This window comes from Streptomyces sp. CB02414 (assembly GCF_001905385.1).
Taxonomy (GTDB): domain Bacteria; phylum Actinomycetota; class Actinomycetes; order Streptomycetales; family Streptomycetaceae; genus Streptomyces.
This window is the reverse complement of sequence record NZ_LIPF01000002.1, coordinates 214,294-237,744: the sequence shown is the minus strand read 5'-3', so window position 1 is coordinate 237,744 and position 23,451 is coordinate 214,294. Positions and strand designations below refer to the sequence as shown.

Below are 23,451 nucleotides of genomic sequence, written 5' to 3'. Positions count from 1 at the left end.
CCATCGGACCCGTTGGTGTGTGACCTGTGATCCGTATGAGGGAAACGGGGCACTTCGGGCATGTCGATGGTATGGCGTACGTTCGTGGGGCGGGGGACACACGCGCCCCGAGCGAACCGACGGGCAAGAGGGACCCGAGCGACTTGGCGGTCCCGAGGTGTGCGGGGGGCCTGAGGAAAGGAGCGGAAGCACTGCTTCCGCCTCGCCCGTCGGCGTAGCGTCGGCCGCACGCGTCCCCCTTGTCCCGCGGCCACCGCCGCGCCCGCGGCGCGGGCAGTCCATCAGCACACCCACCAGGACCGGCGAACCACGTGAGCTCCTCTTCCTCCACCCGACACCCGTCGCACCCCCAGGTGCGACGGGGGAGCCGTGGCGCTTACCGGCTGGTGCGTACCCCGCCGGCGCGAACGGACCCCCCTCGACTGGACGCCGCCCAGCGCGCCGTGGTTGACCACCGCAGCGGGCCGCTGCTCGTCCTCGCGGGCCCGGGCACCGGGAAGACCACCACTCTGGTGGAGTCCGTGGCGGACCGGATCGCCCGCGGCGGCGACCCCGAGCGGATCCTGGTGCTGACCTTCAGCCGCAAGGCGGCCGTCGAGCTGCGCGACCGGATGGCACTGCGCCTGGGCGCCGCACGGGCCCCCAGGGCTACCACCTTCCACTCTTTCGGTTACGCCCTGGTCCGCGCCCACCAGGACAGCGACCTGTTCGTGGAACCGCTGCGGCTGCTGTCCGGCCCGGAGCAGGACGTGACCGTGCGCGAGCTACTCGCCGGCCAGGTGGACCTGCAACGGTTCGGCCTCTCCCACGTGCGCTGGCCCGACGAACTGCGCGCCTGCCTGACCACCCGCGGCTTCGCCGACGAGGTCCGCGCGGTGCTCGCCCGCACCCGCGAGCTGGGCCTCGGCCCCGAGGCACTGAAGGCGTTCGCGGGGCGCATCGGCCGCCCCGACTGGGGGGCCGCCGCCGTCTTCCTCGCCGAGTACCTCGACGTGCTCGACCTGCAGGGTGTACTCGACTACGCGGAACTCGTCCACCGCGCGGTGCTCCTCGCGCGCCGTCCCGAGGTCGCCGCGCGGCTGGCCGCCCAGTACGACGCGGTGTACGTCGACGAGTACCAGGACACCGACCCGGCCCAGGTACGGCTGCTGCACGCCCTGGCCGGAGGCGGACGCACCCTCGTCGCCTTCGGCGACCCCGACCAGTCGATCTACGCCTTCCGGGGCGCGGACGTGAACGGCATCCTCGACTTCCCGGCCGCCTTCCCGCGCGCGGACGGCCGCCCGGCGCCGGTCGAGGTGCTGCGGACCTCGCGCCGCTCCGGGGCCGCCCTGCTGGCCGCGACCCGGCTGCTGACCCAGCGCATGCCCCTGACCCGCCTCCCCGCGGGCAAGGTGCGGGCCCACCGCGAACTGGCCCCGGTCCGGGACGGCGGGCGCGTCGAGGCGTACACGTACCCGACGTCCGGCACCGAACTGGACAACGTCGCCGACATCCTGCGCCGGGCCCACCTGGAGGACGGCGTTCCCTGGGGCGAGATGGCCGTCCTCGTGCGCGCCGGTGCCCGCAGCATCCCCACGGTCCGGCGTGCCCTCACCGCGGCCGGCGTGCCGCTGGACATCGACGGCGACGACCTCCCCCTGCGCCACGAACCGGCCGTGGCGCCCCTGCTGACGGCCCTGCGGGCCGTGGCGGAGGCGGAGACGGGAGGAAGGACCCGGCCGGGCGCCCCCGAGGCGGAGGACGCGACGCCGAGCGGGGGCGCCGACGGGGCGGGGGACACGGCATCGAGCGGGGGCGCCGGTGACGCCGGGGGGCCCGCATCCGAGGAGGGCGGCGACGAGGCCGGGAACGTACGGGCCGCGGCCGGTCCCCAGGACGCGGCCGGTCCGGGGCGCGTACCGGGTGCCGGAGCCGTGGCGCAGGCCGGACCCGAGTCCGAGGCGGCCGTGGACGCCGTACCGGAGACCGAGGCGAAGGCGGCTGCGCGCGAGCCCGAGGGGGACACGGACGCCGAGGCGAAGGCGGCCGCGCGCGAGCCCGAGGGGGACACGGAGACCGAGGCGAAGGCGGCCGCGCCCGAGCCCGAGGGGGACACGGACACCGAGACGAAGGCAGCCGCGCCCGAGCCCGGGGCGGACACGGACACCGGCACAGCGGCCGAAGCCGTGGCTGACGCCGGCGCGGACACCGCGGCAGCCTCCCCGCGCGGTGAACCCGCCCACCGCGCGGAGGGGTCGTGCTGGCTCCCCACCGAGACCGCCCTCACCCTGCTCACCTCCCCCCTCGCCGGGATGGACGCCGCCGACCTGCGCCGCCTCGGCCGTGCCCTGCGCGAGGAGGAGCGGGCCGCCGGCAATCCGCTGCCGCCGCCCTCGGACGAACTCCTCGCGCGGGCGCTGGCCGAGCCCGAACGGCTGGCCGTGCACGACCCCGCGTACGCGCGGGGCGCCCAGCGCCTCGGCGCGCTGCTCCGCACGGCCCGCGAGCGCCTGGCGGGCGGCGGCAGCGCCGAGGAGGCGCTGTGGGACCTGTGGGAGGGAACTCCGTGGCCCACCCGCCTGGAGCGCTCCGCCCGGCGTGGCGGCGCCGCCGGCCGCAACGCCGACCGCGACCTCGACGCGGTGTGCGCGCTCTTCGCGACGGCCGCCCGCGCGGAGGAACGCACCGGCGGCAGGGGCGTCCTGAACTTCCTGGAGGAGATCGACGCCGAGGACATCGCCGCCGACACGCTCACCCGGCGTGCCATCCGCCCCGACGCCGTCCGTCTGATGACCGCCCACCGCGCGAAGGGGCTGGAGTGGCGGCTGGTCGTCGTCGCGGGCGTCCAGGAGGGGCTGTGGCCGGACCTGCGCCGGCGCGGCTCCCTGCTCGAGGCCGACCGCATCGGCCGCGACGGCCTCGCCGAACCGCTGACGCCCGGCGCGCTGCTCGCCGAGGAACGCCGCCTGTTCTACGTGGCCGCCACGCGCGCGAGAGAACGGCTCGTCGTGACCGCCGTCAAGGCACCGGCCGACGACGGTGACCAGCCCTCCCGCTTCCTGACCGAACTCGGCGTCGAACCCGTCGACGTCACGGGCCGCCCCCGCCGCCCCCTCGCGGTCGCGGCGCTCGTCGCCGAGCTGCGCGCCACCACGGTCGACCCCCGCGTCTCCGGACCGCTGAGGGAGGCCGCGGCACGCCGGCTGGCCCGCCTCGCCGCCCTCGCCGACGAGGACGGCCGCCCCCTGGTGCCGTCCGCCCACCCCTACCGCTGGTGGGGCATGTGGGACCCGACGGAGAGCAAGGTCCCGCTGCGCGACCGCGACAAGCCCGTCACGCTCTCCGGCAGCGCCCTGGACCAGCTGGCCAACACCTGCGCACTGCAGTGGTTCCTGGGCCGGGAGGTGAAGGCCGACGCTCCCGCGACCGCGGCACAGGGTTTCGGCAACGTGGTGCACGTCCTCGCCGACGAGGTCGCCTCCGGGCACACCCCGGCCGACCTCGCCGTCCTCATGGAGCGCCTGGACTCCGTGTGGAACGCGCTCGCCTTCGACGCGCCGTGGAAGTCGGCGCAGGAGAAGGCCAACGCGCGCGTGGCACTCGAACGCTTCCTGAAGTGGCACGTGATGGACCGCGCCGGACGCACGCCGGTCGCCAGCGAGCACGACTTCGACGTGACCCTGGAGGCGGGCGACTACGAGGTGCGCATCCGCGGCCAGATGGACCGCGTGGAGACCGACGGCGACGGCCGCGCCTATGTCGTCGACTTCAAGACCGGCAAACAGGCACCCACCTCCGCAGAGGTCGCCCACCACCCCCAGCTCGCCGTCTACCAGCTCGCCGTCCGAGAGGGTGCCGTCGACGAGGCCTTCGACGGCACCCGTCCCGCACCGGGCGGGGCCGAACTCGTCCAGCTGCGCCAGGGCGCGCCCAAGCGGGACGGCGGCGAGACCCTGCCCAGGGTGCAGGCCCAGGAGTCCCTGGAGGGACCGGACGGCGAGTGGGTCGGGGACCTGCTGGCCGCGGCCGCCGGAAAGGTCCTCGACGAACGGTTCGCCCCGACCGCGGGCCAGCACTGCACCCACTGCGCCTTCCGCGCGTCGTGCAGCGCGCGGCCGGAGGGCCGGCACGTCGTGGAGTGAGCTGCCGCAGCCAACGCCCGAGACCGGTGTGACAAGTCGCACCACGCCAGCTGACCTGCGCTTACCGGCGACTCCGTCGGCGCTCGCACACCCGCTGTCAGTGCCCGCGGCTAGCCTCTTGGACGTGCCCGCCCATCTCACCGATCCCGAGCAGCTCAAGGAGCTCCTCGGCATCCCCTTCACCCCGGAGCAGACGGCCTGCATCATCGCGCCGCCCGCCCCGCAGGTCATCGTGGCCGGCGCCGGGTCGGGCAAGACCACGGTGATGGCCGCACGCGTGGTGTGGCTGGTCGGCACCGGCCAGGTCGCCCCGGAACAGGTACTCGGCCTCACCTTCACCAACAAGGCGGCCGGTGAACTGGCCGAACGCGTGCGCACCGCGCTCATCAGGGCCGGCGTCACCGACCCGGACGCGATCGACCCGGACGATCCCCCCGGCGAACCGGTGATCTCGACGTACCACGCCTTCGCGGGCCGCCTCCTGACCGACCACGGACTGCGCCTCGGACTGGAACCGACCTCCCGGCTGCTCGCCGACGCCACCCGCTACCAGCTCGCCGCGCGGGTCCTGCGCGAAGCGCCGGGCCCCTATCCGGCGCTCACCCGATCCCTCCCCGACCTCGTCGCGGACCTCCTCGCCCTCGACGCGGAACTCTCCGAGCACCTCGTCGCTCCCGGGGCGCTGCGCACCTGGGACGCCGGTCTCCTCGGCTCCCTCCAGCGCGTCAAGCTCACCAACGCCGACCTGCGCAAGGTCCCGGAGGCCGCGGCCGCGCGCCGCGAACTCGCCGACCTGGTGAGCCGCTACCGAGCCGCCAAACGCGAACGGGACCTCCTCGACTTCGGCGACCAGATCGCCCTGTCCGCACAGCTGGCCGGGCTCCCGGAAGTGGGCCGCGTCCTGCGCGACGAGTTCCGGGTCGTACTGCTCGACGAGTACCAGGACACCTCGGTGGCCCAGCGCATGCTGCTGGCCGGTCTGTTCGGCGCCGGCACCGGCCACCCGGTGACCGCCGTGGGCGACCCCTGCCAGGCGATCTACGGCTGGCGCGGCGCCTCCGTCGCCAACCTCGACGACTTCCCCGAACACTTCGCGCACGCCGACGGCCGCCCCGCCGCCCGGCAGGCGCTCAGCGAGAACCGCCGCAGCGGCGGACGACTCCTCGACCTCGCCAACGGCCTGGCCGAGCCCCTGCGCGCCATGCACGCGGGCGTGGAAGCCCTGCGCCCCGCCCCCGGCGCCGAACGCGACGGCACGGTCCGCTGCGCCCTGCTGCCCACCCACGCCGAGGAGATCGACTGGATCGCCGACTCCGTCGCCCACCTGGTGCGCACCGGCACGGCGCCCGGTGAGATCGCCGTCCTGTGCCGTACGGCGACCGACTTCGCCGAGATCCAGGGCGCCCTGGTGGCCCGCGACGTGCCCGTCGAGGTCGTGGGCCTGTCCGGGCTGCTGCACCTGCCCGAGGTGGCCGACCTGGTCGCCGTCTGCGAAGTCCTCCAGGACCCCGGCGCCAACGCCTCCCTGGTCCGCCTGCTCACCGGCCCGCGCTGGCGCATCGGCCCACGGGACCTCGCCCTGCTGGGGCGCCGCGCCCGGCTCCTGGTGAGCCACGCGCGCGTGGACGGCGACGACGACCCCGACCGGCGGCTCGCCGCGGCCGTCGAGGGCGTCGATCCCTCCGAGGTGATATCGCTCGCGGACGCCCTCGACACCTTCCTGGAGACCCCGCTGGACTGCAGCGGGGACGACGACGGCCTGCCGTTCTCGTCCGACGCGCGCGTGCGGTTCGCGCGGCTGGCCACCGAACTGCGCGACCTGCGCCGGGCACTCGCCGACCCGCTCATGGACGTACTGCACCGCGTCCTCGCCGTCACCGGCCTGGAGGTCGAGCTGTCGGCTTCCCCCCACGCCCTGGCCGCCCGCCGCCGCGAGACCCTGTCGAACTTCCTGGACGTCGCCGCGTCCTTCGCCGCGAGCGACGGCGAGGCCACCCTGCTCGCCTTCCTGGGCTTCCTGCGCACCGCCGCCCAGTACGAGAAGGGCCTCGACAACGCCCTGCCGGGCGGCGAGAACACCGTCAAGGTGCTCACCGCGCACAAGTCCAAGGGCCTGGAGTGGGACGTCGTCGCCGTGCCGGGCCTGGTCAGCGGCACCTTCCCCAGCGGCCAGGGCCGCGAGAAGTGGACCGCCCAGGGCAAGGTGCTGCCGCACGGCCTGCGCGGTGACGCCGACACCCTGCCCGACGTCGAGTCCTGGGACTCGCGGGGCCTGAAGGCCTTCCACGAGGCCATGAAGGAGCACCAGCACACCGAGGAGCTGCGCCTCGGCTACGTCACCTTCACCCGTCCCCGCTCCCTGCTGCTGGGCTCCGGCCACTGGTGGGGACCCACCCAGAAGAAGCCCCGCGGGCCGTCCGGCTTCCTCATGGACCTGTACGAGCACTGCGCCGCCGGACACGGCGAGATCGAGGCATGGGCGGACGAACCCGCCGAGGACGAGGAGAACCCGGCCCTGCACCAGGCCGCCGCCGACCACGCCTGGCCCCTGCCCCTCGACGCGGACGCCCTCGCCCGCCGCCGGGCCGCCGCCGAGACGGTCCTCGCCCACCTGGACGACCTCGCCGCGCAAGAGGACGGCCACCCCGCCGCCACCCACGCCCCGGACACCTACGACGATCCCGACTGGCCGCCGCCCCCCGACGCCGAGGCACTCCCGGACGCGGACGACCCCCGCGTTTCCGGCTGGACGGAGGACGACCCCGCCGGCTGGGACTCCTGGAGCACGGACCGCCCCGCCCCCATCACGCCACCGGCCCGTCCTGCCGTCCCACACCAGGCGTCGCCCCCGGACCGGGCCGCCGCCCCCGCCCGCCTCACCCCGGAGGAAGCCCGCACGGTCGCCTCCTGGGACCGCGACCTCGACGCCCTCACCGGCGAACTCCTGCGCGCCCGGGAAAGCGTCACCGAGGTCCCGCTCCCGGCGTCGCTGACCGCGTCCCAACTGCTGAGCCTGGCCGCCGACCCGGACGGCTTCGCACAGGAGCTGGCCAGACCCATGCCCCGTCCGCCCCAGCCCGCCGCCCGCCGCGGCACCCGCTTCCACGCCTGGGTCGAGGCACGCTTCGAACCGCTGACGCTGCCTCTGCTGGAACCGGAGGAGCTGCCGGGCAGCGATGCCGAGATCGCCGACGAACGCGACCTGGAGTTCCTGAAGGAGGCCTTCGAACGCACCGAGTACGCCCGCCGCACCCCCTACCGCGTGGAGGCGCCGTTCCAGCTCTCGCTCGCGGGACGAGTCGTACGCGGCCGCATCGACGCCGTCTACAAGGAGGGCGACGGCCAGACGACCACGTACGAGATCGTCGACTGGAAGACGAGCCGGGCCGGCACCGCCGACCCGCTCCAGCTCGCGCTCTACCGCCTCGCCTGGGCCGAGCAGCAGCGCGTACCCCTGGAATCGGTCACCGCCGCCTTCCTGTACGTGCGCACGGGCGAGGTGGTGCGGCCCGCCGGGCTGCCGGACCGGGCCGCGCTGGAGCACCTGCTGCTGGCCGACCCGGTCGGTGACGAACCGCACGGTCAGGGTGCCGGTGCGGGCCGATAGGCTCGTGAGCATGAGCGAGACCCCGGACAGCGCTGTCCGTACGTACATCGAGCACCACCGCGCCGCCTTCCTCGACGACCTCGTCGAGTGGCTGCGTATCCCGTCCGTGTCGGCCCAGCCCGACCACGCGACCGATGTGCGCCGCAGCGCCGACTGGCTCGCCGCCAAACTGAAGGAGACCGGCTTCCCGACCACCGAGGTGTGGCCCACACCGGGCGCCCCCGCGGTCTTCGCCGAATGGCCCTCCGGCGACCCGCAGGCACCGACGGTCCTCGTCTACGGCCACCACGACGTGCAGCCCGCGGCCCGCGAGGACGGCTGGCACAGCGAGCCCTTCGAACCCGTCGTCCGCGAAAACCGCCTCTACGCGCGCGGGGCCGCCGACGACAAGGGACAGGTGTTCTTCCACACACTCGGCGTCCGCGCCCACCTGGCGGCCACCGGTCGCACCGCCCCCGCGGTCAACCTCAAGCTGCTGATCGAGGGCGAGGAGGAATCCGGCTCCCCGCACTTCCGCGCTCTGGTCGAGGAGCGCGCCGACCGGCTCCGTGCCGACGCGGTCGTCGTCTCCGACACCGGCATGTGGTCCGAGGACACTCCTACGGTGTGCACCGGCATGCGCGGCCTGGCCGAGTGCGAGATCCGGCTGCACGGACCCGACCAGGACATCCACTCCGGCTCCTTCGGCGGCGCCGTCCCCAACCCGGCCACCGCCGTCGCCCGCCTGGTCGCCGCCCTGCACGACGAGCACGCGCGCGTGGCGATCCCCGGTTTCCACGACGGTGTGATCGAGCTCACCGAGCGCGAGCGTGCCCTCTTCGCCGAGCTGCCCTTCGACGAGGGACAGTGGCTGCGCACGGCCAAGTCCCGCGCGGCGCACGGCGAGGCCGGGCACACCACCCTGGAGCGGGTCTGGGCCCGTCCCACCGCCGAGGTCAACGGCATCGGCGGCGGCTACCAGGGCCCGGGCAGCAAGACGATCATCCCGGCGTCCGCCATGGTGAAGCTGTCCTTCCGGCTGGTCGCGGGCCAGGACCCCGACCACGTCGAGAAGGCCGTCCGCGCCTGGGCGGCCGAGCAGGTACCCGCCGGGATCCGCTGCGAGATCAGCTTCAGCGCGGCCACCCGGCCCTGCCTGACCCCCCTGGACCACCCGGCGCTCCAGTCGGTCGTCCGCGCCATGGGCCGGGCCTTCGGGAAACCCGTCCGCTTCACCCGCGAGGGCGGCTCCGGACCGGCCGCCGACCTCCAGGAGGTGCTGGGCGCACCGGTGCTCTTCCTCGGCATCTCCGTCCCCTCCGACGGCTGGCACGCCCCCGACGAGAAGGTGGAGCTGGACCTGCTGCTCAAGGGCGTCGAGACAACCGCCCACCTGTGGGGTGACCTGGCGGAGTACTGGCGCCACGCACCCTGAGCGGCTGTTCGGCCCAGGACCGGGCGGGCACGGCGCGCGGCACACTGGAAAGGCCGCCGCACCGCCCGAGCCCTCCCGGACCCGGTCGCCACCCGCCGCACGAACCGCTAACCGCCTGCCGAACCGAAACGCTCACCGGGGGAGTTGGAAGCACCCGTGACCACCTGGACCGACCACACCGCCGACCGTCCCATCTCGCTCACCGCCCCGAGCGGCATCGACCGTGCCGCCCACCACCGCCTCGACGAGGCCTGGCTCGCGGCGGCGTGGAGCCACCCCTCGACGCGCTGTTTCGTGGTCTCCGGCGGTCAGGTCCTGATCGACGAGACGCCCGACGGACGTACCGAAGTCGTCATGACCCCGTCCTTCGAGGCGCCGCTGACCGAGGCACACCGCTACTTTCTGGGCACCGACGACGACGGCGTCAGCTACTTCGCCCTCCAGAAGGACTCCCTTCCCGGCCGCATGGACCAGTCCGCCCGTCCGGCCGGTCTGCGGGAGGCCGGCCTCCTCCTGTCGCCCCGCGACGCCGGCCTGATGGCCCACGCGGTCGCCCTGGAGAACTGGCAGCGCCTGCACCGGTTCTGCTCCCGCTGCGGCGAACGCACCGTCATCGCCGCGGCCGGCCACATCCGCCGCTGCCCCGCGTGCGGGGCGGAGCACTACCCGCGCACCGACCCCGCGGTGATCATGGCGGTGACGGACGACGAGGACCGCCTCCTGCTCGGCCGCCAGGTCCACTGGCCCGAGGGCCGCTTCTCGACGCTCGCCGGGTTCGTGGAGCCCGGCGAGTCCATCGAGCAGTCGGTACGCCGAGAGGTGCAGGAGGAGGTCGGCGTCACCGTCGGTCCCGTCGAGTACGTCGCCAGCCAGCCCTGGCCCTTCCCGTCGAGCCTGATGCTGGGATTCATGGCGCGCGCCACCTCCACCGAGATCGACGTCGACGGCGACGAGATCCACGAGGCCCGCTGGTTCTCCCGCGACGAGCTGGACGCCGCCTTCGAGTCCGGCGAGGTGCTTCCGCCCTACGGCATCTCCATCGCGGCCCGCCTGATCGAGCTCTGGTACGGCAAGCCGCTGCCCACGCGCGGCGCCTTCTGAGGCGAGAACGGACAGAGGGTTGGTCCTCCCCCGCGGGGGAGGACCAACCCTCTGCTTGTCGCTGTCGGACGTCCTGCCGGTGCGCTTACGCGCCGACCTTCTGCTTCACCTGCGCCAGCGACGGGTTCGTCAGCGTCGATCCGTCGGGGAAGAGCACGGTCGGGACCGTCTGGTTTCCGCCATTCGCCTTCTCCACGAACGCCGCGGACTCCGGGTCCTGCTCGATGTTGATCTCGGTGTACGCGATGCCCTCACGGTCCATCTGGCTCTTCAGCCGACGGCAGTAGCCGCACCACGTGGTGCTGTACATCGTCACAGTGCCCGGCATGTCTCTCGTGCTCCTTCGGCGGCTCGGGAAATTCGGCGGCGCCTGGAGGGCCGCACGAAGGGAACGTCCGCGGTGGCCCCACCATTCCCGGGGCACGCCCGAACCGTGCCCGTGGTGTGACGCCTGTCGCAGCGATACGCGCATTGATACGACTATCGGTGCGTGCCTGTGGACAACCGACGCACCTGTCACGCCCGACCTGGCAGCATGGCGGTGTGACAGCAGCAACGCACTCCACCCTCTTCCCGCAGGTACCGGACTCGGCCGACGCGGTGCTCGAAGGGCTCGACCCCGAGCAGCGCGAGGTGGCGACCGCCCTGCGCGGTCCGGTGTGCGTACTGGCGGGCGCCGGTACCGGCAAGACCCGGGCGATCACCCACCGCATCGCCTACGGGGTACGCGCCGGCATCCTCCAGCCCACCAGTGTGCTCGCCGTCACCTTCACCAACCGAGCCGCCGGGGAGATGCGCGGCCGGCTGCGCCAGCTCGGTGCGGCGGGCGTGCAGGCCCGGACCTTCCACTCGGCGGCGCTGCGCCAGCTCCAGTACTTCTGGCCGAAAGCGATCGGTGGCTCCCTGCCCAGGCTCGTCGACCGCAAGATCCAGCTCGTCGCCGACGCCGCGGCCGCGTGCCGCATCCGCCTCGACCGCGGCGAGCTGCGTGACGCGACCGCCGAGATCGAGTGGTCCAAGGTGACCCAGACCGTCCCTGCCGACTACGCCCTCGCGGCGGCCAAGGCCGGTCGTGAGGCGCCCCGCGACCCGGCGGAGATCGCCCAGCTCTACGCCGCCTACGAGGACCTCAAGCGCGGGCGTGGCGTGATCGACTTCGAGGACGTGCTGCTGCTGACCGTCGCGGTCCTCCAGGACCGGCAGGACGTCGCCGAACAGGTCCGAGCCCAGTACCAGCACTTCGTGGTCGACGAGTACCAGGACGTCAGCCCCCTCCAGCAGCGCCTGCTGGAGCTCTGGCTCGGGGACCGCGACGACCTCTGTGTGGTCGGCGACGCCAGCCAGACGATCTACTCGTTCACGGGAGCAACCCCCGACCACCTGCTCGACTTCCGCAGCCGCCACCCCGGCGCCACCGTCGTCAAGCTGGTCCGCGACTACCGGTCCACCCCGCAGGTCGTCCATCTCGCCAACGGCCTGCTCTCCCAGGCCCATGGCCGGGCCGCCGACCACCGTCTGGAGCTGGTCTCCCAGCGCCCCGCCGGGTCGGAACCCGTCTACGCCGAGTACCCGGACGAACCGGCCGAGGCGGAGGGCGCCGCCCGCCGCATCCGCGAGCTCATCGACGCGGGCGTGGCGGCCGCCGAGATCGCCGTCCTGTTCCGCACGAACTCCCAGTCGGAGACCTACGAACAGGCTCTCGCCGACGCCGGGGTCCCGTACCAGCTGCGCGGCGCGGAGCGCTTCTTCGACCGCCCTGAGGTGCGCAAGGCCCACAGCGCCCTGCGGGCCGCGGCACGCTTCGGCAGCAACGACTCCCTGCTCGACGACGCCGTGGACCTGCCCTCCCAGGTGCGCGCGGTGCTGTCAGGAGAGGGGTGGACGCCCGTGCCGCCGGCCGGTTCCGGCGCCGTCCGCGAGCGCTGGGAGTCCTTGGCCGCCCTGGTCGGCCTCGCCCAGGACTTCGCCGCGGCCGCGGCGGGCGCCACGCTGAGCGCCCTCGTCGCCGAACTCGACGAGCGGGCGGGCGCGCAGCACGCCCCGACGGTCCAGGGCGTCACCCTCGCCTCCTTGCACTCGGCCAAGGGACTGGAGTGGGACGTCGTCTTCCTGGTGGGCGTGGCCGAGGGCATGATGCCGATCACCTACGCAAAGACCGACGAGCAGATCGAGGAGGAGCGCCGCCTCCTGTACGTCGGCGTCACCCGCGCGCGTGAGCGCCTGCATCTCTCCTGGGCGCTCGCCCGCTCACCCGGCGGGCGGCCCAGCCGCCGCCCCAGCCGTTTCCTGAAGGGGCTGCGGCCCGGATCAGGGCCGTCCGGCGCGGGCGCGGCGGCCGGCGGCGCCGGGGGCGTGGAGCGTGGCTCCGGGAGCAACGGCGCCACGGCCGTCGCTCCCAGACGGACGCGTCGGACACCTGCTCGCTGCCGGGTCTGCGGACGCACGCTCACCGACGCGGGTGAGATGAAGCTGATGCGTTGCGAGGGCTGCCCGTCAGACATGGACGAGGGCGTCTACGAGCGGCTGCGTGAGTGGCGTGCGGTCCAGGCGGGGCTCAGCGGACAGCCCGCGTTCTGCGTCTTCACCGACAAGACGCTGATGGCGATCGCCGAGTCCGTCCCGGGGGACGAGCACGAGCTGGCACGCATCCCAGGGGTCGGGATGCGCAAGCTCAACCGCTACGGAGCCGACGTGTTGGCCATCTGCGCAGGCCAGGAAGGCGTGGGGCTTGACGGGGACGGCTGAAACGAACTCGTCGAAAAAATAGTTTGCGCATGCCCCGGGAATCCCCATAGGTTCTTGGTCACGGGAACAGCGGCCTTCCCGGAGGCCCTGAATCCGTGTTGTACTTGCATATCCGCGGACTGGTTCGTCCAGTCCCCTAGACGCCGAGAGGAGGCGAGTCCAGTGATCAGCATCAACTTCAGCTCCACCGTCAGCTCCACCGCCAAATTGACCGATCGCTCGGCCGTCTCCCTGTGCATGCTCGGCGCTTCGAACCCGGGCACCGGTCTGTCCGGCATTCGTGCCGTGCGTCCGGCGTCCCTCTCCGTTGCCCCCGCGGGCCTTCCCGTCCGTGAGCGCAATGAGCGACCGACCAAGGCACTGGAAGCAGCAGTAGCGGCACAGGCGCAGGCCTATGCCTTTACGGCGACCGGTGCCGGATTCCGGAAGCAGACGACGCAGCACCACCTGATGTGGGCCTTCCGTGGGCCAGAACCCTGGAGTGATCCAGCCTGATTCGATCAGGCCGGCGCCTTCAGGGCCGCGGAACCCCATCCGGGATCCGCGGCCCTTCTGTTTGTCCCCGAACGGGGACGACGGCACGAAGGAGCCTCGGGAAAAGAAGAGAACCCGGTACCAAGCCGCCACCCGGCCGACCGGCCGGAACGACCAGACGAGGAAGACCGACCGTGCAACTCGAAGCGCACGCCCCGTCCGTACCGCCTTCCGACACGATCCCCAAGCCCGGCCCCACGGAGGACCCCACCTTGACCCCGCTCACCGCGCTCACCGCGCTCGACGACGCCATCGAGAACCTCGGCGTGCCCGTCCCCTGCCGCTCCTACGACCCGGAGGTCTTCTTCGCGGAGTCGCCGGCGGACGTCGAGTACGCCAAGTCCCTCTGCCGTACCTGCCCGCTGATCGAGGCCTGCCTCGCCGGTGCCAAGGAGCGGCGTGAGCCCTGGGGCGTCTGGGGTGGCGAGCTGTTCGTCCAGGGTGTCGTCGTCGCCCGGAAGCGGCCCCGTGGTCGCCCGCGCAAGAACCCGGTCACGGCATGAACACCGCAGGAACGATCGACCGCCCCCTCACGCACGACCCCAAGAAGCAGGCCCCGATGAAGCCGTCCACCCACGACATCGCAGGCACCGCGCCTGAAGACTTCACCACCAGCGACGCGAAGGACTCGCGTCAGAACAGGACCCGTGAGATGCAACTCATCCCAGAAGCCCTGGCTCGTGCGCATATGCACGACCGGCTGCACGAGGCCGAGCAGGAACGCCGGGCCCTGCGCCTGGCGACCGCTCGCCGGATGCAGCGCCGGGCCGAGCGCGCCTCGCTGCGTGCCCGGCGGGCGCTCGCCATGGCCGTGATGCAGTAACCGATCACCCGAAGCGGTGGCCTCCCGGCTCAGGAGGCGAAACCTCTTCCCGTGGGGGCCGGTCCGTTCGAACGGACCGGCCCCCACGGCGTGTCAGGACCGGGGCTCAGGCCTCCGCCGCCGTTTCGTCCACGTCGTACGTCTCCACCTCGTACCCGTCCTCCTCGTCGTCCTCGGGGAGGAAGCCCACGAGCCAGTCCTCCAGCTCGTCGCGCAGTCGCACCGTCGCGCTCAGCTGGCACAGCACGCCGATGGTGCTCAGGGTCACGCGGTGGATCAGGAGGTAGGCGGGCGGCAGGTTGAGCTGCTTGGCCAGCTGGTAGGCGGGGGAGCGCGGGTCACCGATCCGGGCAGCCTGGCTCCGCATCCACCCGCGGGTGAAGGTGAACTCGTCGACCCGGGCCGGCTCGATGATCGGCAGGAGGTAGTCGAGGACGGCGTCGGGGTCCAGCTCTATCGACTCCTTGACGAAGCCCTCGGAGCAGAGCATCTCGTAGACGGCGTCAGCCTCGCCGTCCAGCGTCATGCGCAGGGCCTGCCCTATGGGCTCGGGCAGGCCGCCCGGGAGCCGGTCGACCGTGCCGAAGTCCAGGACGCCGAGGCGCCAGTCGTCCTCGCCGTCCGGTCCGCCCGGCAGCAACCGGAAGTTCCCGGGGTGCGGGTCGGCGTGCAGGAGGCCGGTCCGTGCCGGGCCCGAGAAGAGGAAGTGCGCCAGCAGCTGACCGGCCCGGTCGCGCTGTCGCGGCGTACCGTCCGCGATGATCTCCGACAGCGGGACGCCGTCCATCCACTCGGTGACCAGAACCTGTTCGCACTGGTGGACCACGTCCGGCACCACGATGTCCGGGTCGTCCGCGAACTCCTCGGAGTGGATGCGCTGGGCCTGTGCCTCCAGGTCGTAGTCCAGCTCCTCGGAGACCCGGTCCTTGAGCTCCGTGATCAGCGGCTTGACGTCCATGCCGGGAACCAGGGGGCCGAGCAGGCGGGCGAAGCGGCTGAGCTGGTTCAGGTCGGACAGTAGGGCTTCGCCGGCGCCCGGGTACTGCACCTTGACCGCCACCTCGCGGCCGTCGTGCCACACCGCACGGTGCACCTGGCCGATGGACGCCGCCGCGGCCGGCTTGTCCTCGAACTCCAGGAACAGGTCCTGCCAGTCCTCGCCGAGCCGCTCCGCGAGAACGGAGTGCACCGTGCCCGTCGGCATGGGCGGCGCCGCCTCCTGCAGCTTGGTCAGGGCTGCCCGGTACGGGCCGGCGACCTCCTCGGGCAGCGCGGACTCGAAGACGGACAGGGCCTGCCCGAACTTCATCGCTCCGCCCTTGAGCTCGCCCAGCACCTTGAACAGCTGCTCAGCGGTCCGCTGCTGCAGCTGCTGGCCGACGATCTCCGCTGACTCGCCCACGATTCGCTTCCCGAGCCCCCAGGTCGCCCGCCCGGCGAAGCCGAGCGGGAGCGCGGCGAGCTTGGCGGTCCGGGTGACCGCCTTGCGCGGAAGATCAGACATGCGCCCTCCAAGTCCCAGCCGGCCGGGCGGCTTCTGCCTCACGGCGAACGTCCGCTGACGGCCCTTGCCCAGCCATTGTCGCGCGCCGCTCCCCCTCCACGGGGATGTGTTCCTGCTTACCTTTTCCGGCGGCTTCGCACGGGCAGGCGGGGTGCGCGGGAACCGGGCGCGTGTGCCAGCGCAGTCCGGGCAGCGACACCTCCCAGCGGGTGCCGATGCTGGAGGGCGTACCGCCGTCCAGGAACGCGAGAGCGTGGGCCGCCGCCAGCCCGGCGACCGTCGTGGCCAGCGTGAGATCGCAGGGAGGAACCTGTCGGCGGCCGCCGGAGCGCCACTGCGCCACCAGACGGGGCCAGGCCGGGTCCCGGTCGGTGCGGTCAGAGTGAAGGCACCCAGCGCAGCCCGTCTCGCCGGGCAGGACCAGCGGACCGACCACACCGGTCCCCTCGACGACACCGGCGTACAGGTGGGGCGTACCGGAGGCCATGAGTGAATCCGCGGCGGCGGGATCGGGGGCATGCACCGCGACGTCGTCGCGCGGGGCGACGATCACCAGGGAGAACCCCGGGGCGTCGTCCTCGGACGGTGTCGCGGGACCACGGCGCGGTGGCCGGCCGGGGGCTGCCCGGCGGACGACTCGGCGGGCCGTCTCGTCCCGGCGGCTCCCGACGGACTCGGCGGGGAGCCCGCCCGGAGTGACGTCCCACGGCTCGACGCACCCGCCGTCGAGCACGTCGACCACGCCGACGCCCGCGCCCGACAGAAGGCCGGCCAGCACCGCGCCCACCCGTCCGGCACCCTTCACCCGGACCCGCAGGGCCCGTCGTGCGGCCAGGTGTCTCATCGCCTCTCCCGGAACGGACGTGGTCAGGGAGAGGGAGGCCAGGTCGGGGCGGAGCCGGTCGAGCACCTCGCTCTTCTCCCGCAGGGCGTCGGCGTCCGGCCCGCCGCCCCTGGAGTCGTCGAGGAGACCGGCACGGGCGAGCCCCTCGACCACCCAGTCGACATGTCCGTCCGGCAGATCCATGCGGCGTCCCTCCTCGCGCAGGAGAGCGGGACCGCGGGTGCCGTTGAGCAGGTCCAGGAAGCTGCCCGTGGCGGTGTCCACCGGGCCGAGCGTCAACGCGTGCGCGGGCGTCATCCCGAACTGCACGGTGTTCAGATCACGCCAGCCGCGCCTGAGCGCGGGCTTCACCATCGGATGCATGCCAGGCCCCCCGTGGGTCTTCGGTCTTCGAGCTCTGCACGTGCCGGTCCGCGTGGTCGGTCGCGGATGCGCCGGCGAGTGCCAGCATGCCCGGATGCGCGCCGAGGCGTCGAAAGTTGTCCACAGGCGGTGGGTATTCGTCATACGAATCGGTCGTACACGCCGAGTGAGGGGTGCCGGATCGGGGCCGAAGCGTCCCGGAGCCGGGACTTCCCCGTGTGCAGCGGGTAACGTCGTGGCGTGTCCGCCGACCCACTGCACCGCGCCGGGGCGCCCCAGCGCACACCGACGAATCCGCCGTCGAACGGCTCGGCGACGAGCGCGATCGAGGTCCGCAGGAGCACCCGGCGACGCCGGACGGTCTCCGCGTACCGCGAGGGCGATCGCACCGTCGTGCTGATCCCCGCCCGCATGTCCGAGGCGGAGGAGCAACGCTGGGTGAGCGTCATGCTGGACAAGCTCGCCGCCCAGGAGAGCAAACGCGTTCTCGGCGACGCCGAACTCGCCGAGCGCGCCGAGTGCCTGTCCGGCCAGTACTTCGAGGGGCGGGCCCGGCCCACCTCGGTCCGCTGGGTCACCAACCAGAACACCCGCTGGGGCTCGTGTACCCCGTCCGAGGGAAGCATCCGGCTGTCGCACCGCCTCCAGGGCATGCCCGAGTACGTCGTCGACTACGTCCTCCTGCACGAACTGGCGCATCTGCTCGTTCCCGGCCACGGTCCCCGGTTCTGGCGGCTGCTGGAGGCGTACCCGCGGACCGAGCGGGCCCGCGGGTACCTCGAGGGCGTTGTCGCCGCCGACCGGCTGCCGCACGTACCCGGAGCGCGCAGCGAGTAACGCGCCTCGGAGTACGCCCCGTAAGGGCTCCGCCACGGCGGCGCACGGGTTCTGTACCGGGTCTGTACCGACTTCTTCCACTGTCCGGGATTGCCGTTAGCCTGGCGCGACGCACTCACATTCGGATGGGGGACGGTCGTAACGCATGGCCAGGGAATTCCAACGCGGCCACAAGGCCAGGATCAGTGACCTCACCGCGGGCACGGATCTGTACGTAGGCGTGCAGATCTCGGGCCCCGGGCTGAGCTTCGACATCAGCTGCTTCGGTCTCGACGCCGCCGAGCGATTGTCGGACGACCGGTACTTCGTGTTCTTCAACCAGCCGAAGACCCCCGAGGAGTCCATCCAGCTCCTGGGTGCGCAGGCGGGTGACACGGAGTCGTTCCGTGTCACCCTCGACAGGATTCCACCGCAGATCCAGAAGCTGTCCTTCACGGCGACGGTCGACGGCGCGGGGCAGATGTCGCAGGTCGCCTCCGGATACATCCGGATCGTCGCGGGCGGTGAGGAGGTGGCCCGGTACCCGTTCAGCGGTGCGGAGTTCTCCACCGAGCGCGCCGTGATGCTGGGCGACTTCTACCTGAAGGACGTGTGGCGGTTCGCCGCCGTCGGACAGGGCTTCGACGGCGGGCTGGACGCGCTGCTGAGGAACTTCGGCGGCGAGGTGGCAGAGGAAGAGGCCCCGGCGCCGCAGCAGCCGCAGGCCGGTGCCGACGGTGCCGCGCCGGGTTTCGCGCCGCCGGCCCAGGCCGCGGCCCCGCCCGCCTTCGGCGCTCCCGCCGCCCCTGCACCGGTCCCGGCTCCCGCGCCTCAGCCCGCTCCGCAGGGCTTCGCCCCGTCGGCCGGCGCCACTCCGCCCCCGGCGCCCGCCCCCGCGCCCGGCTCCGATGTGCACGCCGCGCAGACGATCGTCGCGCCCATGAACACGCCGCCCGGCGGCTCCCCGGTGCCTCCGCCCGCCCCGGCACCCACGCCGTACGGCCAGCCGGGCCAGCAGCAGCCGCCGCACGGCCAGGTGCCGGGTCAGACCGCCCCGCCGCCTCCGGGCTACGGCCAGCCCCAGGCGCCTCAACCGCCTCAGGCCCCGGCCCCGCCGCCCGGCTACGGCCAGCCGACCCCGCCTCCGGGCTACGGCCAGCAGAATCCGCCCGCCGGCTACGGCCAGCCGACCCCGCCCCCCGGCTACGGCCAGCAGGCACCCTACGGAGCCGCGCAGGGCATGACGCCGGGCGCGGCGCCCCAGGGAGCCCCGCAGGGCGCCGGTGTGACGGCCGCGCTCCAGCAGTTCCGCGAGACGGCGACCGGGCAGCGCTGGACCCAGCAGAACAAGAAGCTGGTCCGCGTCGACCTCGGCGCGGACGGCCAGCCCGTGCTCGCCCGGCAGGGCAGCATGGTGCTCTACCAGGGCAAGGTCGACTTCAGCTACAAGGGCGCCGGATTCGCCGGCCGGGTCGTGGGCAACGCCACCGGCCAGGAGATGCAGCTGATGCGCTGCACCGGCAAGGGTCAGGTGTTCCTCGCCGACAACTCCGCGATGCTGCACCCGATCGAGCTCCAGGGCGACGCCATCTGCGTCTCCGCGGAGAACGTCCTCGCCTTCGACGAGAGCCTTCAGTACGAGGTCCGCCGCATCGAGGGGCACGGCATCCCCGGTGGCGCGCTGTTCACGATGCAGTTCCAGGGCACCGGCACGATCGTCGTCAAGACGCACGGCGTGCCCGTGGTGCTGCCGGTCACGCCCACCACCTTCGCCGACTGCAACGCGGTCGTCGCCTGGTCGGCCGCCGCCCAGGTGGTCGTGTCCAGCCAGGTGCGGATGCGCCACAACTCCTACGCGGGCGACACCGGCGAGAGCGTCAACCTGCAGTTCCGGGCGGCGCCCGGCAATTTCATCATCGTCCAGCCGTACGAGATCTGAGGGAGAGCCCGACATGAACCAGCCGCTCGCGGGCTACGCTCCCGCACCCGTTGCCGCCCGCATGGAGAACCACGGCAACCACATGCTGAAGGTCGCCATGCAGACCGGGAACGACCTCCTCGCGCGCGTGGGCTCGATGACCGCCTACGAGGGCTTCGTCCAGTACGAGCCCAACCCGCCGGCCGTCCGCCAGATCGCCAAGGACTGGATGACCGGCGAGGGCGCGCCCCTGATGAAGTGCTCCGGTGACGGACTGCTGTACCTCGCCGACTACGGCGCGAACGTCGTCGTCATCAACCTCAACGGCGACGGCATCTCCGTCAACGCCACCAACCTGCTCGCCTTCGACGCCCACCTCACCTGGGGCGTGGAGCGGGTCAAAGGCCTGGCGAAGTTCGCCGGGCAGGGCCTGTGGAACACCAAGATCTCCGGACAGGGCTGGGTCGCCCTGACCTCCCGGGGCAAGCCGATCGTGGTCGACTGCGGCGGTGGCGAGGACGAGACGTACGTCGACCCCGACGCGCTCGTCGCCTGGTCCCCGAACCTCAAGGTGAAGGGCAAGCGCAGCTTCAAGGCGCAGTCACTGATCGGCCGCGGCAGCGGCGAGGCCTACCAGATGGCCTTCTCCGGTCAGGGCATCGTCGTCGTCCAGCCCAGCGAGGACAGCACCGACCGCCTCCGGGTCCGGGGCTGAGGGGGAGCCAGAACACCATGCAGAGCCCGCTTTTCGCCTACAACGACCAGCAGACCCAGGACGCCTGGAGCCTGCAGAACAAGCACATGCTCCGCGTCGCCCTGGAGGGCCACGACGACGTTCTCGCCCGCAAGGGCACGATGGTCGCCTACCAGGGACTCGTCGAGTTCGACGCCGAGTACCAGAGCAACAACCAGTCACGCGCGCGTGCGCGCACCGGTGAGGGCCTGGACCTGATGCGCTGCCACGGGCAGGGCACGGTCTTCTTCGCCAACCTCGCCCAGTGCGTCCACGTGATGGACGTCGACCAGGAGGGCCTGACCGTCGACAGCAGCTACGTGCTGGCGATGGACTCGTCCCTGCACCACGAGGTCATCGCGGTCGACAGCCTCTACGGCATCTCCGGCTCGGGGAAGTACCAGCTCAACATCACCGGACGGGGCAAGGTCGCCCTCATGACCTCGGGCTCCCCGCTGATGATGCAGGTGACGCCCGACAAGTACGTCAACTGCGACGCCGACGCGATCGTCGCCTGGTCCACCGGCCTGCGCGTGCAGATGCAGGCGCAGACGCACTCCTCCGGGGTGTGGCGGCGCCGGGGCAGCACCGGGGAGGGCTGGGAGCTCAGCTTCATGGGCAGCGGCTTCGCGCTCGTCCAGCCCAGCGAGCTGCTGCCGCCGCAGAACGCGCAGATCGGCTCGGGCCTCGCCGCCCAGTACGGCATGGGCCAGCAGGGGGCGCGCGGTCAGAACCAGGGCAACGTCTGGAGCTGAGCGCGGGCACGGCCACTGTCCGGTAAGGGGTGATCGCCAGGCGGTCACCCCTTACCGGTCACAGGCGGGCGCGGGTCGCCTCCAGCAGGCGTACGACCGAGTCGTCGGCCACGTCCGCGACCTCGGCGTAGGGGAACCAGCGCAGGTCGAGGGACTCCTCGCTGATCGCCTCCACGGCCCCCTCCGGTGCCAGCGCCGCGTACTGGACGTCCAGGTGCCAGGCGCAGGGTGTGTGGTGGCGGTCCAGCCGCACGGGACCGCCGGAGAGCAGATGCAGTCCGGCGATGCCGGACTCCTCCGTGGCCTCGCGCAGCGCGGCACGCGCCAGTGTCGCGTCGGCCGGCTCGCAGTGGCCGCCCATCTGCAGCCACATGCGCATCTTCTTGTGGAGGGTCAGCAGGACCCGCTCGCGGGACGGGTCGATCACCATGGCGCTCGCCGTGACGTGCCCGGCCCCGCACGCCTTCCACATGCCGTCCGGGTGCGTCGCGAGATGGTCCAGGTAGGTCTGGCGCAGCTCGTCCTGGCCCTCGTACGCCTTGAGGACCAGGACGGCGTCGTCGTGGAGGCTCACTCGCTGTCGTCGCCCTTGCCGTCGGCCTCGTCGGAGCCCTTCTCGTCCTTCTTCTTCAGGTCGGGCTTGCCCGCCGCCTCGCCGAGCATCTTGTCCAGCTCGGAGAAGTCGAGCTGCTCGCGGTGGACGAAACCGTCCGGGTCGTCCAGGTCGGTCGCCGTGGGCAGCATGTCCGGGTGGGCCCACAGGCCGTCCCGGCCGTCGACACCGCGCGCGTCCGTCAGGGACGCCCACAGGCGGGACGCGTCGCGCAGGCGGCGCGGGCGCAGCTCCAGGCCGATCAGCGTGGCGAACGTCTGCTCCGCCGGGCCGCCGGAGGCGCGACGGCGGCGCAGCGTCTCGCGCAGGGCGTCGGCCGAGGACAGGCGCGGCTTGGCGGCGGCGTGCACCACCGCGTCCACCCAGCCCTCGACGAGCGCCAGAGCCGTCTCCAGACGGGCCAGTGCGGCCTTCTGCTCCGGGGTGTCCTCCGGCTGGAACATGCCCTGCTGGAGAGCCTCCTGCAGCTGCTCGGGATTCTGCGGGTCGAACTGGCCGACCACGTCCTCGAGCTTGGCCGTGTCCACCTTGATGCCTCGGGCGTAGCCGTCGACGGCGCCGAACAGGTGCGAGCGCAGCCACGGCACGTGCGCGAAGAGGCGCTGGTGGGCGGCCTCGCGCAGGGCCAGGTACAGCCGCACCTCCTCCTGGGACACGCCGAGGTCCTTGCCGAACGCCTCGATGTTCGCCGGCAGCAGGGCGGCCTTGCCGGCCGGACCGAGCGGCAGGCCCACGTCGGTCGAGCCGACGACCTCGCCGGCGAGGACGCCGACGGCCTGCCCGATCTGCGTGCCGAACATGGCGCCGCCCATGGAGCGCATCATGCCGATCAGCGGGCCGGCCATGGCCTGCATCTCCTCGGGCAGCACGTCGCCCATGGCGGTGCCGACGCGCTCGGCGACCGGGTCGACCAGCTCCCGCCAGGCGGGCAGCGTCGCCTCGACCCACTCCGCGCGGCTCCACGCCACCGCGGTGCCCGCGCCCGAGGGCAGGGCCGTCGCGTCGTCCAGCCACAGGTCGGCCAGGCGGACGGCCTCCTGGACGGCATTGCGCTCGGCGGGGCCGACGCTGGCGTCCTTGGTGCCGTCCGGCGTGCCCTGGGCGACCGTCTGGCGGGCGATCTGCTTGGCCATGTCCCAGTTCACCGGGCCGCCCTCGTAGGAGAGCATCTGGCCGAGCTGCTGGAACGCGGCGCCCAGGTCGTTGGGGTTCATGGAGCCGAACATGGCGGCGAACGGGTTGTCCGCGCCCGGGCCGCCAAAGCCTCCGGCTCCGGGCATCCCGAAACCGAACGGGTTGGCCGGTCCCTGACCACCGCCGCTCTGCTGGTCCTTCTTCTTGCCCTCGTCGCCGTCGTCCGGCTCCTCCGGCGGAAGGCCGAATCCGAATGGGGTGTCACTCACGGGGTTCCTCGGCTGGTAAGGCCGCCGGTTCTTTCCGGCGGCACGGCTGCCCGACTTCACCACCCAGCGTAGACACCCGGGGCGGTTCGGGCCTCGGTGCTTCGCCGACTGACGGCCTGCGGCAGGATGGATGCCACCTGGTACGTACGCGTCG

General features: G+C 72.8%; 17 protein-coding genes. 12 read left to right on the top strand and 5 right to left on the bottom strand.

Annotated elements, in window-relative coordinates; translation table 11 throughout:
- Positions 1-443: 443 nt before the first annotated feature.
- The 4 genes from AMK11_RS07210 (at position 444) to nudC (ending at position 10,246) form a co-directional block, all read left to right on the top strand.
- On the top strand, positions 444-4,124 hold the full coding sequence (locus AMK11_RS07210) for a UvrD-helicase domain-containing protein (RefSeq protein WP_443333923.1): 3,681 nt from the start codon (positions 444-446) through the stop codon (positions 4,122-4,124).
- A gap of 124 nt (positions 4,125-4,248) precedes the next feature.
- Positions 4,249-7,731 (top strand): UvrD-helicase domain-containing protein, encoded by a 3,483-nt coding sequence (locus AMK11_RS07205; RefSeq protein ID WP_073724393.1) that lies wholly within the window; start codon positions 4,249-4,251, stop codon positions 7,729-7,731.
- Positions 7,732-7,741: 10 nt separating this feature from the next.
- Complete coding sequence (locus tag AMK11_RS07200) at positions 7,742-9,145, top strand: dipeptidase (protein WP_073725645.1); 1,404 nt, start codon at positions 7,742-7,744, stop codon at positions 9,143-9,145.
- Between the two features lie 156 nt (positions 9,146-9,301).
- Entirely contained in the window at positions 9,302-10,246 is a 945-nt protein-coding gene (gene nudC, locus AMK11_RS07195; protein WP_073724392.1) for an NAD(+) diphosphatase, read from the top strand.
- 85 nt (positions 10,247-10,331) lie between these two features.
- On the opposite strand, the gene AMK11_RS07190 is transcribed toward nudC, so the two are convergent.
- Positions 10,332-10,574 carry a mycoredoxin gene (locus AMK11_RS07190; RefSeq protein WP_055417962.1) on the bottom strand — a complete coding sequence of 81 codons (243 nt, stop codon included), beginning with the start codon at positions 10,572-10,574 and terminating at the stop codon, positions 10,332-10,334.
- A 215-nt stretch (positions 10,575-10,789) separates the two neighbouring features.
- On the opposite strand from AMK11_RS07190, the gene AMK11_RS07185 reads away from it, so the two are divergent.
- The 4 genes from AMK11_RS07185 to AMK11_RS07170 all read left to right on the top strand — a co-directional run bounded on the left by AMK11_RS07185 (position 10,790) and on the right by AMK11_RS07170 (position 14,348).
- Entirely contained in the window at positions 10,790-12,991 is a 2,202-nt protein-coding gene (locus tag AMK11_RS07185; RefSeq protein WP_198941315.1) for an ATP-dependent DNA helicase UvrD2, read from the top strand.
- A 162-nt stretch (positions 12,992-13,153) separates the two neighbouring features.
- Positions 13,154-13,486, top strand: coding sequence for a hypothetical protein (locus tag AMK11_RS07180; protein ID WP_073724388.1), 333 nt, complete (start codon positions 13,154-13,156; stop codon positions 13,484-13,486).
- Between the two features lie 173 nt (positions 13,487-13,659).
- Positions 13,660-14,028, top strand: a complete 369-nt coding sequence (locus tag AMK11_RS07175) for a WhiB family transcriptional regulator (protein WP_073724386.1) — start codon at positions 13,660-13,662, stop codon at positions 14,026-14,028.
- Positions 14,025-14,348 (top strand): hypothetical protein, encoded by a 324-nt coding sequence (locus AMK11_RS07170; protein WP_073724384.1) that lies wholly within the window; start codon positions 14,025-14,027, stop codon positions 14,346-14,348. Before AMK11_RS07175 ends, AMK11_RS07170 begins: the two co-directional genes overlap by 4 nt.
- A 106-nt stretch (positions 14,349-14,454) precedes the next feature.
- Here AMK11_RS07170 and AMK11_RS07165 read toward each other — a convergent pair whose 3' ends face one another.
- Together AMK11_RS07165 and AMK11_RS07160 are read right to left on the bottom strand one after the other, a co-directional pair.
- Positions 14,455-15,852 carry an ABC1 kinase family protein gene (locus AMK11_RS07165; RefSeq protein ID WP_073724382.1) on the bottom strand — a complete coding sequence of 466 codons (1,398 nt, stop codon included), beginning with the start codon at positions 15,850-15,852 and terminating at the stop codon, positions 14,455-14,457.
- Positions 15,845-17,059 (bottom strand): TOMM precursor leader peptide-binding protein, encoded by a 1,215-nt coding sequence (locus tag AMK11_RS07160; RefSeq protein WP_073724380.1) that lies wholly within the window; start codon positions 17,057-17,059, stop codon positions 15,845-15,847. The genes AMK11_RS07165 and AMK11_RS07160 overlap by 8 nt, the downstream gene beginning before the upstream one ends.
- A gap of 240 nt (positions 17,060-17,299) precedes the next feature.
- Between AMK11_RS07160 and AMK11_RS07155 the strand changes: the two genes are divergently transcribed.
- The 4 genes from AMK11_RS07155 (at position 17,300) to AMK11_RS07140 (ending at position 21,281) form a co-directional block, all read left to right on the top strand.
- Positions 17,300-17,896: a M48 metallopeptidase family protein gene (locus AMK11_RS07155; RefSeq protein ID WP_073724378.1), complete on the top strand. Its 597-nt coding sequence runs from the start codon at positions 17,300-17,302 to the stop codon at positions 17,894-17,896.
- Positions 17,897-18,041: 145 nt separating this feature from the next.
- Positions 18,042-19,814 (top strand): TerD family protein, encoded by a 1,773-nt coding sequence (locus AMK11_RS07150; RefSeq protein ID WP_073724376.1) that lies wholly within the window; start codon positions 18,042-18,044, stop codon positions 19,812-19,814.
- A gap of 13 nt (positions 19,815-19,827) precedes the next feature.
- Positions 19,828-20,508, top strand: coding sequence for an AIM24 family protein (locus AMK11_RS07145; RefSeq protein ID WP_073724374.1), 681 nt, complete (start codon positions 19,828-19,830; stop codon positions 20,506-20,508).
- A gap of 17 nt (positions 20,509-20,525) precedes the next feature.
- Positions 20,526-21,281, top strand: coding sequence for an AIM24 family protein (locus AMK11_RS07140; RefSeq protein ID WP_073724372.1), 756 nt, complete (start codon positions 20,526-20,528; stop codon positions 21,279-21,281).
- Positions 21,282-21,339: 58 nt separating this feature from the next.
- Here the strand turns inward: AMK11_RS07140 and AMK11_RS07135 are convergent, their stop codons facing one another.
- Positions 21,340-21,855 carry an NUDIX hydrolase gene (locus tag AMK11_RS07135; RefSeq protein WP_073724370.1) on the bottom strand — a complete coding sequence of 172 codons (516 nt, stop codon included), beginning with the start codon at positions 21,853-21,855 and terminating at the stop codon, positions 21,340-21,342.
- Positions 21,852-23,297, bottom strand: coding sequence for a zinc-dependent metalloprotease (locus tag AMK11_RS07130; RefSeq protein ID WP_073724368.1), 1,446 nt, complete (start codon positions 23,295-23,297; stop codon positions 21,852-21,854). The genes AMK11_RS07135 and AMK11_RS07130 overlap by 4 nt, the downstream gene beginning before the upstream one ends.
- Positions 23,298-23,451: the final 154 nt, after the last annotated feature.

Bases quoted from the DNA above. Each gene is read 5' to 3' on its own strand.
- AMK11_RS07200 (WP_073725645.1), top strand. From the start codon at position 7,742: ATGAGCGAGACCCCGGACAGCGCTGTCCGTACGTACATCGAGCACCAC.
- AMK11_RS07190 (WP_055417962.1), bottom strand. From the start codon at position 10,574: ATGCCGGGCACTGTGACGATGTACAGCACCACGTGGTGCGGCTACTGC.
- AMK11_RS07170 (WP_073724384.1), top strand. From the start codon at position 14,025: ATGAACACCGCAGGAACGATCGACCGCCCCCTCACGCACGACCCCAAG.
- AMK11_RS07165 (WP_073724382.1), bottom strand. From the start codon at position 15,852: ATGTCTGATCTTCCGCGCAAGGCGGTCACCCGGACCGCCAAGCTCGCC.
- AMK11_RS07160 (WP_073724380.1), bottom strand. From the start codon at position 17,059: ATGCATCCGATGGTGAAGCCCGCGCTCAGGCGCGGCTGGCGTGATCTG.
- AMK11_RS07150 (WP_073724376.1), top strand. From the start codon at position 18,042: ATGGCCAGGGAATTCCAACGCGGCCACAAGGCCAGGATCAGTGACCTC.
- AMK11_RS07145 (WP_073724374.1), top strand. From the start codon at position 19,828: ATGAACCAGCCGCTCGCGGGCTACGCTCCCGCACCCGTTGCCGCCCGC.
- AMK11_RS07140 (WP_073724372.1), top strand. From the start codon at position 20,526: ATGCAGAGCCCGCTTTTCGCCTACAACGACCAGCAGACCCAGGACGCC.